This is a genomic window from Candidatus Amarolinea dominans (assembly GCF_016704685.1).
Taxonomy (GTDB): Bacteria; Chloroflexota; Anaerolineae; order SSC4; family Amarolineaceae; genus Amarolinea; species Amarolinea dominans.
Map to the genome: position 1 here is coordinate 83,622 of NZ_JADIZS010000005.1, position 14,936 is coordinate 98,557.

The 14,936-nt window shown below is 63.6% G+C and carries 9 protein-coding genes; 2 read left to right on the forward strand and 7 right to left on the reverse strand.

Features of this window, described 5'->3' with window-relative positions; genetic code table 11:
• The first annotated feature begins 1 nt into the window (after nt 1).
• Nucleotides 2-3,313: a GAF domain-containing protein gene (locus IPF85_RS04645; protein ID WP_343406896.1), complete on the forward strand. Its 3,312-nt coding sequence runs from the start codon at nt 2-4 to the stop codon at nt 3,311-3,313.
• Between the two features lie 63 nt (nt 3,314-3,376).
• A complete protein-coding gene (locus IPF85_RS04650; protein WP_343406897.1) occupies nt 3,377-4,933 on the forward strand; it encodes a phosphotransferase in 1,557 nt (518 codons plus the stop codon).
• Nucleotides 4,934-4,973: 40 nt separating this feature from the next.
• Here the strand turns inward: IPF85_RS04650 and IPF85_RS04655 are convergent, their stop codons facing one another.
• The 7 genes from IPF85_RS04655 to fdhF all read right to left on the reverse strand — a co-directional run bounded on the left by IPF85_RS04655 (nt 4,974) and on the right by fdhF (nt 14,870).
• Nucleotides 4,974-5,984 (reverse strand): SPFH domain-containing protein, encoded by a 1,011-nt coding sequence (locus tag IPF85_RS04655; RefSeq protein WP_343406898.1) that lies wholly within the window; start codon nt 5,982-5,984, stop codon nt 4,974-4,976.
• 32 nt (nt 5,985-6,016) lie between these two features.
• On the reverse strand, nt 6,017-7,069 hold the full coding sequence (locus tag IPF85_RS04660; RefSeq protein ID WP_343406899.1) for an ATP-binding protein: 1,053 nt from the start codon (nt 7,067-7,069) through the stop codon (nt 6,017-6,019).
• A gap of 16 nt (nt 7,070-7,085) precedes the next feature.
• Entirely contained in the window at nt 7,086-7,397 is a 312-nt protein-coding gene (locus IPF85_RS04665; RefSeq protein ID WP_343406900.1) for a hypothetical protein, read from the reverse strand.
• Nucleotides 7,398-7,412: 15 nt separating this feature from the next.
• Nucleotides 7,413-9,329 (reverse strand): hypothetical protein, encoded by a 1,917-nt coding sequence (locus tag IPF85_RS04670; protein WP_343406901.1) that lies wholly within the window; start codon nt 9,327-9,329, stop codon nt 7,413-7,415.
• Nucleotides 9,330-9,406: 77 nt separating this feature from the next.
• Nucleotides 9,407-10,993, reverse strand: a complete 1,587-nt coding sequence (locus tag IPF85_RS04675; protein WP_343406902.1) for a hypothetical protein — start codon at nt 10,991-10,993, stop codon at nt 9,407-9,409.
• Nucleotides 10,994-11,136: 143 nt separating this feature from the next.
• Complete coding sequence (locus IPF85_RS04680) at nt 11,137-12,024, reverse strand: formate transporter FocA (RefSeq protein WP_343406903.1); 888 nt, start codon at nt 12,022-12,024, stop codon at nt 11,137-11,139.
• An 80-nt stretch (nt 12,025-12,104) separates the two neighbouring features.
• Nucleotides 12,105-14,870, reverse strand: a complete 2,766-nt coding sequence (gene fdhF / locus IPF85_RS04685; protein WP_343406904.1) for a formate dehydrogenase subunit alpha — start codon at nt 14,868-14,870, stop codon at nt 12,105-12,107.
• Between the last annotated feature and the right edge of the window lie 66 nt (nt 14,871-14,936).

Here is a 14,936-nt window from a genome sequence, read left to right on the forward strand (position 1 = left end):
CATGCCCGTTGATCCCCATTTCTCGTTGATACCCTATGACGGCAACGCCTCCTTCAAACGGGTGCGCATCCGCCACAACCATCTGATCCAGTCAATCCTGGCGCGCATACGCAGCCTGGATTACGTGGTCCTGCTTGGCCCGCCGCGGCACGAGAAGACTCGCCTGCTGCACGACGTGCTGCATGAGGTGTCCACCGGCGGTCTGGCCGAGGGCATCTACGTGGACTTGTGGCAGGCGCGCTCGGACGATGAGCTGACGTTCTTCGCCAGCCTGGCCAAGTTGATGAGCGAGGCGCCCGGCATTTCTCTGCCTGCGCCCCCCGCGCGCGGCCTTTCGAGCCGCGACTTCCAGAATCACCTACTGGCCTGCCTGCAGCAGCGCACCCAGCACCTGGTGCTCTTGATTGATCACCTGCAATCCATCCCGCAAGATCTGGTCCATAGTCTGCTCGTCTCGCTGCGTTCGGCCTACAACGAGCAATTGACGCAGTTCTCCCCGCGCCTGGTGGTGGTGGTGACCGGCGGCATGAACCTGGTGGGATTGTCAACCGGTCCCACATCGCCTTTCAATATCGCCAAGCCGATCCTTGTGCCATCCCTGACCGACGCGCAGAGCCGGGAGCTGGCGACCGCCGCCCTGACCGCGTACGGGGCGCATGCCTCGGATCATGCCCTGGACAAATTACTGGAATGGGCGAGCGGCGACTGCTACCTGCTGCCACAGTTGTGCGCCTGGTGTGCAGAGGCGGTGCGCGGCTATCAACAGCCACAGGTCACTGCCTCCGTGGTTGCCCGTGCGGTCGAACGTGTGTGGCGCACGGACGAGGCCCAGTCTCCCATCCGCGAGGCGATCCAACTGATCGAAGAAGACCCGGACACTTTGCTGGACCTGCTCGACATCATCGAGCGCGGCGATCTGCCGCAGCGACATGCGCGCCAGCCGATCACGCGTACCGGCGCTGACCGTCTGCAGCTCTGCGGTGCGCTGAAGATTCAGCGGGGCGCCTATCGCTTCAAGAACGAGATCTATCAGAAGGGATTGAAGAACCGCTTTCAGCCGGCGCAGGTCGGGCATGTCCTGCGCATGACCGGGCGCTGGCGCGAGGCAATTGAATACCTGGCTTGGCATCTGCGGGCCGATCCGCAGCCTCAGGCACGCGCCGATCTGCTGGAAGCCATCATTCAGTCCATCTATGCGGTGGACGATCTGAAGGAAGCGTATGCGGCGCTCGTGCAGGGTATGGAGTTGGGCTTTGGTCTGTCCAGGGTGCATGTCTACCGCGCGGATCTGGGACAAAACGAACTGCGCCTGATGGGTCACTCGCTCGATGCATCGCTCGTCGCGGACAGGATCAACTTGAGCGATCCGACCGCCAGCTCGGTCGAGGCGCGCACGTTTCATTTTGGCGATTACGCCCTGCGCCGCAGTGCCGACGATCAGGTCCGCCTGGTGGCGGCGCTGGTGCCTGAACTGCATCCAATCGGCGTAGTGAGCATCGAGAACTATCAGGCCAGCCATGATCGGCATGGGCTGCCGCCCGAACTGCCAGACCTGCTGCGCTTCTTGCGCCATGCGGCCGGGGCCATCGAGAGCGTGACGGTGCGCGCGGCCTATCAAGAGATCGGCCAGGCCGTGCTTTCGACCGAGAGCCTGCGTCCCACCTACGAGCGGGTTTTGCGGGCGGTTTGCAGCGCCCTGGGCTGTGATTTTGCCAACCTCTATCTGCTGGACCCCAGCAACACCCTGCTTGTCATGGAGGCGGGCGTGGGGCGACCCTGGTCCTCGGACTGGCTACCCTTGGCGCGCTTCGACCGCCGTGGTCAGCACCCCGCGGTGCGCTGTTTGCAGGAGCCGCAGCCGATTATCGTTCACCCGGACGATCGGGGGCTGAATCCAACCATCACCGAGCAATTTGGTCTGCACGCCTACCTGCGCGCGTTCATGCGCTTGACCGCCGCGGGCAGCCCATTGGGCGCCCTGGAAATCGGTTTTCATGCCAGACAGAAGGAGTTCATCAGCGCGGAGGATCGGCGCAACCTGGTGGGGTTTGCCGACCAGGTTGCGATTGCGGTTTACAACGGCCAACTTCTGCACCGCACCGACCAGGCGCTGGCGCGCCAGGTGGAAGAGCTGAGGCAGTTGCAAGATGTCAGCCTGGTGGTCAGCTCAACGCTGGACCTGGACAAGGTGCTAAGCCAGGTGATTGTTCAGGTGCAACGCCTGTTCGGCGCGCAGGACGCCACTATCTGGAGGTACTTGCCGCACGAAAAGTCGTTGATCATTCTGCAATCCACCATTCCCGATGTCACCTACCGCAGCCAGCGCCTGGACACGGACAGCGTCACCGGTCAGGCTGTGACCTCCCGCCAGGTGCAGCATGAACCCGACGTGCAAACCGCGCCGCACGCGCGGCCCCATCCGGTGGTGGTGCAGCGCGGGCTGCATGGGCTGCTGAGTATGCCGTTGCTCAGCCGCGACGCCGTCCTGGGTGCGATCAACCTGTACACGACGGCGGTCGCGCGTTTTGATCCAGCGATCGAAGACCACTTGCAGGCCTTTGCCGCGCAGGCCGCGCTCGCCATTGACAACGCGCAGCAGTATCAGGACCTGCAGGCGACCAAGCAGCAGCTCCAGGCCGTGCGCGAGCGCGATTACTACGACCTGATCCATGCTGTGGCGCACCGACTGGGCAATGCCGTGGGGGATATTCCGCACCATATCAGGCAGATTCGCCAGCAGGGAAATCTCCCGGTGTCTGCGGCGGATTCGCTGCAGAATATCGAATACCGGGCACAGACCCTGATTGGGCTCCTGGAGCCATTGAACATGGTTGTCCAGATGGAACACGCCACCAGCGAGTTGCTCGACCTGTGCAAAATCATCGAGGAACTCTGCTGTCAAGTCAAGAGTGCAACCATCGAGCTTGACCTTGATCTCCCGGCGGCAGCTGTCTGGGTCAACGGCAGCCGGCCGCTGCTGTTGGATGCCATGCAATCGGTGATTGACAATGCCTGCGACGCGATGCAGGGCCAGGTGATGGGGGGCCGCGGTCGCCTGCACGTCTACCTGCAGTGGAGCGGCGAGACGGCGGTGGAACTGCGCATTACCGACAACGGCCCCGGCATACCGGATGAAGTGCTTGGTCGCGTGTTCGAGCTATTCTACACTACCAAGATCGAAACAGGCCAGATCCGCGGCCGCGGCCTGTTCACCTGTCGTCAGTTCATCCAAAAGTGCGGCGGCACCGTGGATCTGGAATCGCGGGCGGGAGCAGGCACGACCTGTATCATCAGATTGCCGGCTTTCCGGTAACGCAAGCCGCCGGCTTGCGCCATGGGCGCCACAGGTTACGCATATTCTTGGAGGTAAATCATCATGGCCGATGCGCATGTCTTGATTCTGGAAGATGACCCGCTCTGGCAGCAGAACGTCATCGAGACCCTGCAGCCGATCGCGGCGGCGATGCACACCGCCGCGACCCTGGCGCAGGCTGAGACCCTACTCCAGACCTGTTACTTCAACGTGGCCGTTGTGGATTGGAGCCTGGTGCTGGGCGATGCCAGGGATGACCAGGGCGCGCAGTTCATGCAAATGCTGCGCAGTCATGACCTCACCGACACGGTGCGCCTGGTTGTGCTCAGCGCGTATCCCAGCACGGAACGCCTGCGCGCCGGCTTTCGGGAGTTCCATGTGGTGGATTTTCTGGAAAAACGCTCATTCGACGCCGACGCGCTGCTGCACGCGGTGCTGGATGCCCTGGCGCAGAATCACCTGGATCACGACGTCGAGATCGAAGTCGAAGGGGATGATGGCGGCCTGAGCTATCTCTGGGAACGCTTGACCTGGGCGCAGCGCGAGCCGGCTGAGGCCCTGGACGCGGAACTGTACGACCTGCTGCGCCGCGTGCTGCCAGACGCCACGCGACTTGCCATCCGAAAATTGCCGGCGGGGCAGAGTGGCGCCGGCGTTTTGCACGTGCAGCCCTTTTTTGACAGTCAGGCCGGGGTGTCGGTGGTGGTCAAGTTCGGTAAGAAGGACAAGATCCGCCGGGAACATGCGAATTTTCAACAGCATATCGAGCACTTTGTGGCGCCCCATGCCGGCGTGCAACTCGTTTGTGCGTTGGGCCGGGCCATGGGCGTCATCCGCTACCAGTTCATCGGCGCCGAGTTGAATCCGGAGAACGACTTTGCCCGCTTCTACAAGCGTCATGCGCTCGAGCAGATTCGGCATGCGCTGGACAACCTGTTCAAGGTGACGTGTAATCGCTGGTATGATAATCGGGGGACGCCGCGCCAGCGGCGCGATCTGGTGGAGACGTACCGGGAAGGGTTGCGCATCGAATGGGATGCGGTCTGGCAGGGCATGCAGGAGTTGGGTATTGATCCGGAGAGTGAGCAACTGACCTTTCCCGCGGTGGCAGGCGCGCTGCCCAACCCCAGGCGCTGGCTCCAAAAGCGCGATAATCGGCTCGATTTCGATGTCGTACGCACCGTCACGCACGGCGACTTGAACGAGCACAACATCCTGGTCACGGAGGATGGGCGCACCTGGCTGATTGATTTCTACCGTACCGGTCGGAGCCACATCCTGCGTGACGCGGTGGTCCTGGAGACGGCCATCAAGTTCAACCTGGCGAATTGTGTAGACCTGACCGCTTTTCGTGACCTGGAAGACGTGCTGCTCAAGCAGACGCAGCTCGACCACCTCAGAATTCCCACGGGCCATGCCCAGGCCAAAGTATTGCACACGCTGGCGCATTTGCGCCGCCTGGCGGGCAGCCTCAACGGCGTCAGTGACAGCATGGCCGAGTACAACGCCAGCCTGCTCCTGGCCACCCTCAACCTGCTGCGCTTCGATTTCATGCGCGATCACCACCAACAGGCGCTGCTCTCCGCCGCCCGCCTCTGCCAGTGGCTGGACGACCATTAGCCCCGACCCAATCTCCGATCTCCGATCTCCGATCTCCTCTTCAAGCCACCCGGCGTTGATCTGCCGTCGCGCCGCGCGGCACGCGCTTTAGGACCGTCAGATCACCGGGACGGAGCTCGTCGGCCGCCGGGGAGGGAGCAGGCGCGGGGCGTGGCGCCGCCGGGGTCGCGTTGACCGGCGGCTGTGCGGCCACATTGGCTGCGTCGCCGGCCATGGGTGTCTGCATGGTGATGCGCGTTTGCCCTCCCTGCGCGTTTGCTGTGCGCTGCTCGATGCGCGTGCTGAGGTTGCCGCTCTCATTTTGCACCACGAAGCGCTGCAGAGTAGGCAGATCGAGCTTCTCGATGGACGTGTACAACTGCGCCAGCACATCATCAGGCAGGTTGGGAAATTGCGGCCGCAGAAAAGACATGACGCGTTCGCGGTCGAAGCCCTTCATGACAGACTCCGGCGGCTTGATGCCGGTAATCAGGATCGGTCGGGTCGGGTTGAGAACAAAGCCGATCGTGCGCATGTCGGCCTGCAGGCGATTGCGCAGGTTTTCCAGCATGCGGTTGCAGACGGGTAAGCCGGGAATGATGGGTAAAATTCTGTCTCCCATGGTCGCCTGCGCCGGCAGCGGATACGTCTGTTCGATGGCGCCAAGTTCCTGCACGAGGATGTTGCGCAGGGCCAGGATGACCTGCGATTGCCGCTCATACTCGCTGAAAACAACCAGGCGCATCTGCCCAGCATGATCGTCGCCCGCCGCTTGTACGGGATCGAAGGCCGACCAGATCGAGAACGTCAGCGCTATCGGCACACCATAGATGAAAAGATTGTCTACCGTGTACGTTGTGGGCTGCTCGCGCACATTGATGGTGCGCTCCTCAGTGTCAATACGACGCCAGAGAATAACGGGACCTGGCCCGGCGATGCCGTGGTAGTGACCGGCGCGATAGATGACCAGGCGCTTCTCTTGCGGCACGAACTTCAGCCCAGGCTTCAAGTAGAGGATAATCGCGCCCGCTACGAGTACGAATACAATCAGAATGATTTGATAAGTCTCCATACCTCACCTCCTTGTTAGCCTTGTTAGCCTTGTTAGCCTTGTGCCGTTGTCCTGCGCGTCCGCAGATAGTGCGCCATGACTGGGCTGAACCAGGTCGGCGGGCTGCTGCTGCTGACCAGGCCGCGGCGCACCAGGTGCCCCACGACCTGCGGGTCCGCGGCGCGGCCCTGGGCCACCCGCACCGCGGCCTTGCGCTCTGCCGCGTGTAGGCCGGCGAAGATCCGTTCGCACTCATGCTGCACATCGGCCTTGCCGGCGAAATAGACATCGCGCCCGTTGGCCGGACAACCTTCCTGGCTCCAGAGGTTGAACAGGATCTTGAGCAGACCGCTGTGACCGCCGGACAGCCCCCCGATAACGGCCAGGTCCTTATGCACCAGTGGCCGGTTGGCCTTGTCGTTCAGGTAGGTCAGCATCTGCTGGGCATCGCTGGCCGTGTACGGTTCCAGCGCGTAGATGTGCTGGCAGAAGAGGTCGTAGAATTTGCAGCCGTTCTCCAGGTTATGCTGACGCCCCAGCACATGGGGCAAGCGCTTGCTGAACACCAGGTAGCTCAGGCGCCCGCGGTTGCCTTCGCTGCGCAGTGAGTTCAGTTGCTCCAACATGGCCAAGGGGCCGGCCTCGAAAATACCATCGAAGTCATCCAGCACAAAGACCGCCTGCTGCTGCTGTTCCTGGCACACCACGCGCAGGCGGTTACGCAGACGCTGCAGGGCGCGCTCTTCTTCGGCAAAGGGAATGGCCGCGCCATCCACGGCCGGGGCCGGCCACTGTGGGGTCAACGCTTCCAGGCTGGCCGCCATCAACGTCCACAGGCTCGACGGCGTTTTCTGCCAGGTTGTGGCATCCACGCTGGCAAAATGCACCCGGCTGGCCGCGGCGCCCAGGTAGGCGGCCATCCGCCCAGCATCGCGCAGGGAGTTGACCAGGTTCGACTTGCCGATGCCGGCAATGCCGACGAAGCCGAGCGATTCCCCGCGCTCGACCAGGCTGCCAATCAGGCGCAGTTCGTCCGCACGGTAGGTCGGGCGATAGCGCAGCGCCGGCGCCGGTGATGAAGGTGACGATGAAGATGAATTGGACATAGTTGTGACTCCGACTTCAACGCTTGGGACGGGCCTTGCGCTTCCAGGGCAGCTTCAGTAGTTTGCGCAGCCGCGGCCACAGGCTGCGCCCGGCGGACACGGGGCGCGACGGCCGCAGCACGTGACTGCGCGGGTGATGCGCCTGGCGGCAGGCTGAGCAGTGATAGGCTGCGCGCGGCACCGGCACGCCCCGGTTAGCGAACTGCTCATCCAAGATCAGGACGCGGTGCTCCGGGCACAGTGGCTTGCCACAATGATGACAGACGGCATCCAGGGCCTTGCCGTCTTTGCCATCAGGTGCATTGCACACAGCACATTCGAGTGTCATCGCTGCCTCTGTAGCCTATTCAGGCGGCGGTTCGTCATTGATCGTATCTGGCGCCGCAAGCAGCCTTTGTTGGTCATCGTTTCCGCCTGTCAGAAGCCTGTCATCAGTAAAATGGCTCAGGACCATGGCCATCATCTCTTCCATGCCAGACTGGTCGTCGAGATCCCGCAGGGACGATGTGTCGGGCGATGCACCTGTGATGACCAACGCCCTGGGCTCGCGTGCATTCAGGGTTTCCATCAGCAGCGTGTACAGCCGCTTCCAGGTGCGCTCGACGGCACGTTCGCCGGCCTCGTGGGTGTGTAACCCCCGCGCCATGAGCCGGATCTGGGTCTTGGGCGCCGTCTTTCCCGATTCGCCGCTCACCACCAGGTGAAAATCAACCGCGCAGACACCGTCATGGCTACTGCCCGTCACATCCCACAGTCGCGTCAGCACACCACGGCGGCTGTCGGCCTGCGGTATCGCTTCGACCACCCGCTGCACCTCGTAGCCCGCGTGCAGCAGGGCGTCGGTCAGCGCTGTCACCAGCTCTTGGTCGGCCGGCACCTCGTTCAGTTGCTTGAGATCGTGTTTGTCCAGATCGCGAGGGTGATGCGCCGCGTCCGGCACATGGCGCACGTCCTGGTAGCGCAAACCGGCCAGGCTCAAGGCGAAATTCGCCTCCACCGTGCTCTGCACTTTGAGTCCGCCGCGGGCGTCGGGACGGCCCAGCGGGAAGAACAGACTCACACCCTCCAGCCGTGAGATTGCACCCTTCCAACTCATGGTCACCTGGCCGCGCAGCACGCCGACCGGATCAACGCCCCGCTGCAACTGCACCTCGAAGAAACGGCGTCGCAGTTTCCGCTGCTGGCTATAAAGGGGCGGCGCGTGCCAGTTGAGCGTGCGCACGGCGCCGGCATCTGCGCCCTCCGTCACATGGGTCAGCGCGCCATCGCTGGCGTGACTGATGGCGCCCCAGGTGGTTGGCGCCTCCAGGCGCAGGTTATCCACCTGCACCTCGCTCAGACCCTCCAGATCGTCCCATTGCAGCTCCAGGGCCAGGGTGCGCTCATTGAACGTCTCCACAAGGTGTGGCAGCAGGCGCACCGGCAGCTCAGTCACGGATGGGATGGTGTAGTCGGCCACGACATCCCAGCGCGTCGCCTCGCGGGTATTGGTGTCGTTGAGAAATGGCTGCGCCTGCACTTGCCCTTCCAGGCGCAGGACATGCCCGTGACGTTCGGCGTTGGTGGCGGGGCCGCTCAGGTCGCCGCTGAAGCGCCCCTTGAGCAGGGCAAAGCCGCCGCGAAAGGTCAGATCATCCGTCGCAGAGATGCGAAACCGACTGCGGTACGCCTTCACGCGCTGGCGCTCAGAGGCAGCCAGGTGACCGGGCAGGGTCAGGCGTCCTGTGCTGGCCGTGACCGTGGTGTGCAGCCGGGCCTGTGCGTCGAAGGTGATCTCGCCACTCAGCTTCTCCGCGACGCGACCGGCGCCAGGGCGCCAGAGAATCGGCAAGAAGGGGCGCCGCCCCCGAAGCAGAAAACCGGCCATCAGCAAGATCAAGCCGAGGCCAGTGACGCCCAGCAGCCAGGAGCGCTGCGTTGTCAAAAACGTGCTCAGCTTGAACAGGCGGGTCAGAATCATGCCCAGGCCCAGGCCGGATAGCGCAAGCAGAGTCAGACTGCTGCCGATCAGGATCAACCACGCGCCCGCTGTCCACAGCTTGCGCCGGCAATGCGTGCAGGTCAACGGGTCGGGGCCGCAGGGCGTGCCTTCCAGACCCAGGCCCGCAAAACGGCGGAAAAGCCATTGCCCCAGCCGTCGTGAGACGGTGTAGCTGTGCTGCTGGCAGACCGGCCGCCGGCAGTCATGGCAGATGCCAACTACCTCCGGGTTACCGCATCGGTAGCAACGGAGCAGGGACGCGCGCGGCGTCAAGGCCATGATTGTCCCTCCTCCATGATCTCCAATAGGGTCTCCCTCAGGGTCTCCTTCATCATTCTTGCCCCATCACCCTTGCCTTATTGCTCCGCGCCCATCTGCTCGAAATGGGCGATCAGCGCGGTTTGCAGGCGATTGAGCGTCAACGCCGTCTCCAGGTGCTCAGCGCTGCTCAGGCAGTGCAACTGGATGTCGAGTTCGCTATGCGTGACCGTCGCCAGGCTGTAGAGATTATTCCCGCGCGTGGCCGTGGAGCGCCGGCCACCAAGCACCACCCACGCCTGCAGCGATTGCGGTCTGGCCCTCGGTTCCACGCCGAATACGGTTTGCCAGTCGTTGCCAGCCACTCTGTTCACCACGACGCGCGTGATGCGGAAGCTGCTGTCGGCCAGGTGCGTTTCCAGCTCGGGCAGCCGCAAGCCACGCAGCCCCGCGTTGGGCACGTGTGCCTGGCGATAGAGCAAAACCTGCCGCTGCGCAAAGAGGTCCGCCAGGATGAGCTTGAAGTGCAGGAGCAGGCAACTGATCTTCTCTTGTTTGACCTGATCCAGGCGCCGGCCGATGCCGTCGTAGTAAAAGGTTTGCAGCCCGGAGAGCAGCAGGCCAGGCAGTTCGATCTCCACCTCGCCGTCGAGGCTATCCACCTGGTAGAGGTCGGCCGGGCGCTGGCTGATGAGGTGCATGGGTGGGCTGACCAGGGTAATCAGGTCTGGCCGGGCCGGCGTGGGATGCACAGACAGCACCACGCCGCCCCAGGCAAGGTGTCGTTTGCTGGGGTTATACACCAGGTCAGGAACCGGCGCGGGCGCCTCCGCCTCTGCTGTCTTCCCGCCCAACATCAACCGGGCTACCTGATGGGGCACCGACAACGGCTGAGGCCATTCCAACCACATCTGCTTGATCGTCACGATCTGTCCGGCCGGCAGGCTGGTACGGGGAAGGTGCAGCTCCACCTGAAACGAAAAGCGCACAAGGTCCGACGCCTCAGCCGTCTGCGCGGTCTGGCTGAGGAAGGTCAGCACGTCTTGCTGGCTGGCCGTGGCCGGGGGCCAGGCGGGGGTCGTGCTGTCGCTCATCTCGACGGTCATTTGCAGCGGCCTCACGGCCAGCGTCTGCGGCACATAATCGAACGTGAGTTTGGCGGCGCAGCGGTCGTCCAGCAGTTGATGCAGATTGTCCAGGCCGTCGCCGTGGATCGGCACGCGCAGCGGTAAGGCGCCAAAGCTATTTTCAAGGTCGAAGCCAGCGCCCAGGTTCGTGCGGCCGTAGTTGTCGAGCAACAGATGCCCCATGAGCGCGTCGGCGGGCGGCGTTGGGACGCTCACCGCGGCAGGCGTCCCAGGCTGGCGGCGCCGCACCAGGTGGATGACGCGGTGATGCGTGGCCGTTACCCGCTGGCTCAGCGGTGAAATGACGCGGCGCAGGCGTGAGGGCGCGGTCGTTGCCAGTGGCCGCGGTTGCAAGCGCCACCACTGATGCCGCACATCGGCCTGCGCCTGCCGCGTGAACGATTGGTAGCCATCATAGCTGACCGCCACGCTGATCTGGCCGGTTGGCGCCTGGGCCGTGGGCACAAGCACCGTGCGTCCCAGCGTCTGCTCATGGCGGTAGGTCTCGTTGATGCGGACTTCCTCTGGCTGCACACGGGCAAAGATGACGTGGGTCATGGCGCCTTCCAGGTGGTTTGCTAGAATTCTGCCCACATCTTACCACAAAACCAACCACACGCAAGCTAAAACGGTTGGGCCGCACCTCACCCCCCTTCCCCCCTCTCCACTTGTGGAGAGGGGGCAGGGGGTGAGGTGAGGCCCTACTTCGCGGCCGCCAACGGCTTGCCGGCCGTCTGCGGCGTCTGCATCTGCTTCGGCCGCAGATAGACGAACCAATAGACCAGTCCCACCATCAGCGCGCCGCCGACGATGTTGCCCAACGTGACTGGGATCAGGTTGTTGATGAAGAAGTTGCTCCAGGTCAGATTGGCTAACTTGGGCGCTTTATCGCCCAGGGAGGCCAGCCAGGCGCTGTCGGTCTGGATGAACAGGCCCACGGGGATGAAGTACATGTTGGCGATGCTGTGCTCGAACCCGGCCGCGACAAAGGCTGCAATCGGCGGGATGATGCTCATAATTTTGTCGGTGGTGCTGCGTGCGCTGAAGCACAGCCAGACGGCCAGGCAGACCAGCGCGTTGCAGAAGATGCCGAGGACGAAAGCCTGCATGAAGTCGTAGCCTGTCTTCGCGTTGGCGGTGTTCAGCGCGGTAATGCCAATCGCGCCGCCGCCGAAGGTGTACTGCCTGCCCAGGAACATCAGATAGGCCGTGGCAATCGAGCCGACGAAGTTGCCGGCGTAGACCACAACCCAGTTGCGCAGCAGCGCGCCGGTGCTGACCTTGCCGCCGGCCCAGGCCATGGCGATCAGGTTGTTGCCGGTGAAGAGCTCGGCCCCGGCCACGACGACCAGGATCAGGCCGAGGGTGAAGGTTAGCCCGGCTACCAGGCGAATGATGCCGTAGGGGGTCACACCGGCCATGCCGGCCACGCTGGTAGTCGAGAAGATGGCGCCCATCGCAATGAAGGCGCCGGCCAGGATTGACAGGGCGAACATCGTCAGCAGGTCCATGCCCGCCTTCTTGATGCCGATCGTCTCGGCTTTCGCGGCCATATCCGCAGGAACTAATGCATCGAATTCGGCTGACATAACTTGTCACTCCTCCTTGAGTTGACGGGGACGTGCAGTTCAGCGCCCACCGCGCCCTCTGCACGTCCTCTCTTGCTCGCTCAGTGCGTTCCGTTACCGTACCCGTTCGTCACCGGTTTGATCGCCACCGCACACGCCTTGAATTCGGGAATCTTGGCGATGGGGTCGAGCACCGGATTGGTCAGGGCATTGACGGGGGCCTCTGCAAAGTGGAAGGTCATGAAAACGACGCCCGGCGGCACATCCTCGGTGATGTGTGCCTTCGTTTTCAGCTCGCCGCGACGGGAGATCACCTGCACCCAATCGCCATCGTGAATAGCGCTGGGCTGCGCGTCTTCGGGGTTGATGTCCACAAAGCCTTCGGGAGACTGCGCATTCAGGCCCTTGCTGCGCCGCGTCATGCTGCCGGTGTGATAGTGCCAGAGCAGGCGCCCGGTGGTCAGCGTCAGGGGGAACTCGGCATCGGGCAGTTCGGCCGGCGGCAGATGCTCGACCGCGCTGAAGCGCCCCAGGCCACGCGTGAACTTGCCCATGTGCAGGATCGGAGTGCCCGCGTGGTTGTCGTTGGGGCAGGGCCACTGCAGGCCCGCCTTCTGCAGGCGCCAATGATGGATGCCGCCGTAGCTGGGGGTCAGGCTGGCAATCTCATCCATGATGTCGGCCGGGGAGAGGTACTCCCAACCCGCGTGCGAACCTTCGGGGCGGCCGCTGCCATCGCCGCTGGTACGGAGAGCCAGCAGGCGCTGCGCCAGCGCCATCACCACCTCCCAGTCGGCCAGCGCTTGCCCCGGGGCAGGCAGCGCGCGCCGCACCAACTGCACGCGGCGTTCGGTGTTGGTGAAGGTGCCGTCCTTCTCCACGAAGCTTGCAACCGGCAGTACCACGTCGGCCAGCGCGGCAGTCTCGCTCAGGAAGATGTCCTGCACTACCAGCAGATCGAGCGAGGTCAGGCAGCGCCGTACATGGTTGCTGTCGGGGTCGGTCAGCACCGGGTTCTCGCCCATGCAGTAGATCGCGCGTATCTGGCCGTGCTCCGCGGCGTTCATCATCTCCACCACGGTCAAGCCGGGCTTGGGCGGCAGAGGCACGCCCCAGGCGCCTTCGAACTTCTTGCGCACATCGTCCACCGCCACCTGCTGATAGCCGGAGTAGACATTGGGCAGGCCGCCCATATCGCAGGCGCCCTGCACATTGTTCTGCCCACGCAGCGGGTTGACGCCGCCGCCGGGCACACCCATGTTGCCCAACAGCATCTGCAGGTTGGCGCAGGACATCACATTGTGGGTGCCGGTGCGGTGCTGCGTAATGCCCATCGCGTAGAGCAGCGCGCCCGGCTTGTTTGCGGCCAGGATGTGCGCCGCCTCGATGATGTCCGCCGCGGGCACGCCGGTGATCTGGCTGGCGACTTCCGGCGGGTATTTCATCACCACCGCCTTCATCTCCTCGAGGTTCTCGGTGCGCTGGCTGACGAACTCCTTGTCGTACAACTCCTCATTGATCAGCACATACATCATCCCGTTGAGCAGGGCAATGTCGGTGCCGGGCCGCTGGCGCAGGTGCAGCGTGGCGAAGTCGGTCAGCGGAATGCTGCGCGGATCAGCCACGATCAGCTTCGCGCCGCGCTGCTTGACCGCCTGGCGCAGGCGCATCCCAATCACGGGGTGCTGCTCGGTCGTGTTGGAGCCAATGACGAAGTAAGCCTTCGCCTGGGTCGCGACGTCCTCGATCGAGTTCGTCATGGCTCCTGACCCGAATGAAGTGGCCAGACCGGCCACAGTGGCGCTGTGTCAGAGGCGGGCGCAGTGGTCAACGTTGTTCGTCCCGATGACCTGCCGCGCCATCTTTTGCAGCAAATAGTTCTCTTCGTTGGTCGCCTTGGCCGAGGCCAGGACCGCAATGCTGTCCGGGCCGCTCTCCTGCCGAATCTGATGCAGGCGGCCGGCGACCAGGTCGAGCGCCTCGTCCCAGGTGGCCGGCTCCAACTGCCCGTTGCGTCGGATCAGCGGGGTGGTCAGGCGCTGTGGGTGATTGACATAATCATAACCGAACTGGCCCTTGACGCATGTCCAGCCCTTGTTGACCGCGGCATCCCAGGATGGCGTCACCTTGATGACCTTGCCGTTCTTGACGTTGACCTCGAACTGGCAGCCGACGCCGCAGTACGCGCAGGTCGTGACCGTCTTTTCGAACTCCCAGGTGCGCCCCTTGCCGATCGCCTCCTTGGGCATCAGCGCGGCCGTGGGGCAGACCGAGACGCAGCTTCCGCAGAACTCGCACGGGCTGTCCTGCATACCCTGGTCTGCGCCGAAGGCAATGTGGGCATCGAAGCCGCGGTAGACCACGCTGATCGCCTCCACGCCGTTGATGACGTTGCAGGCTCGCACGCAGCGCCGGCAGAGGATGCACTTGTTGCGATCCACCTGGATGAACGGATTGGAGCGGTCAATGGCGTAGTCGTGCTGGCGCCCCTTGAAACTGCTCTCTTTGACGTCATACTGATAGGCCAGGTCTTGCAGCAGACAATCGCCGGCCGCGTCGCAGGTCATGCAGTCGAGCGGGTGATCGGACAAGAGCAGGTTGAGCGCAAAGCGTCGCGACTCGACAACCTGCGGGGTTTCGGTCTGCACCACCATGCCTGGCGCCGCGGGGAAGGTGCAGGCCGGCTGCAGGCCGCGCTGTCCTTCCACCTGCACCATGCACAGGCGGCATGCGCCCTCCGGGGGCAGGGCCGGATGGTGGCACAGCACGGGAATGTCAATCCCCGCACTGCGCGCCGCATCGAGGACAGAGATGCCCTGCGGCACTCGTACCTCGCGGCCATCAATGGTCAGCGTAATGGTTGGCATCGAACCTCCATGTGAAATCAGTGCCGGCTGCCGTTGTCCTGAAGATGGCGGCAGCCTGGCCCCTCA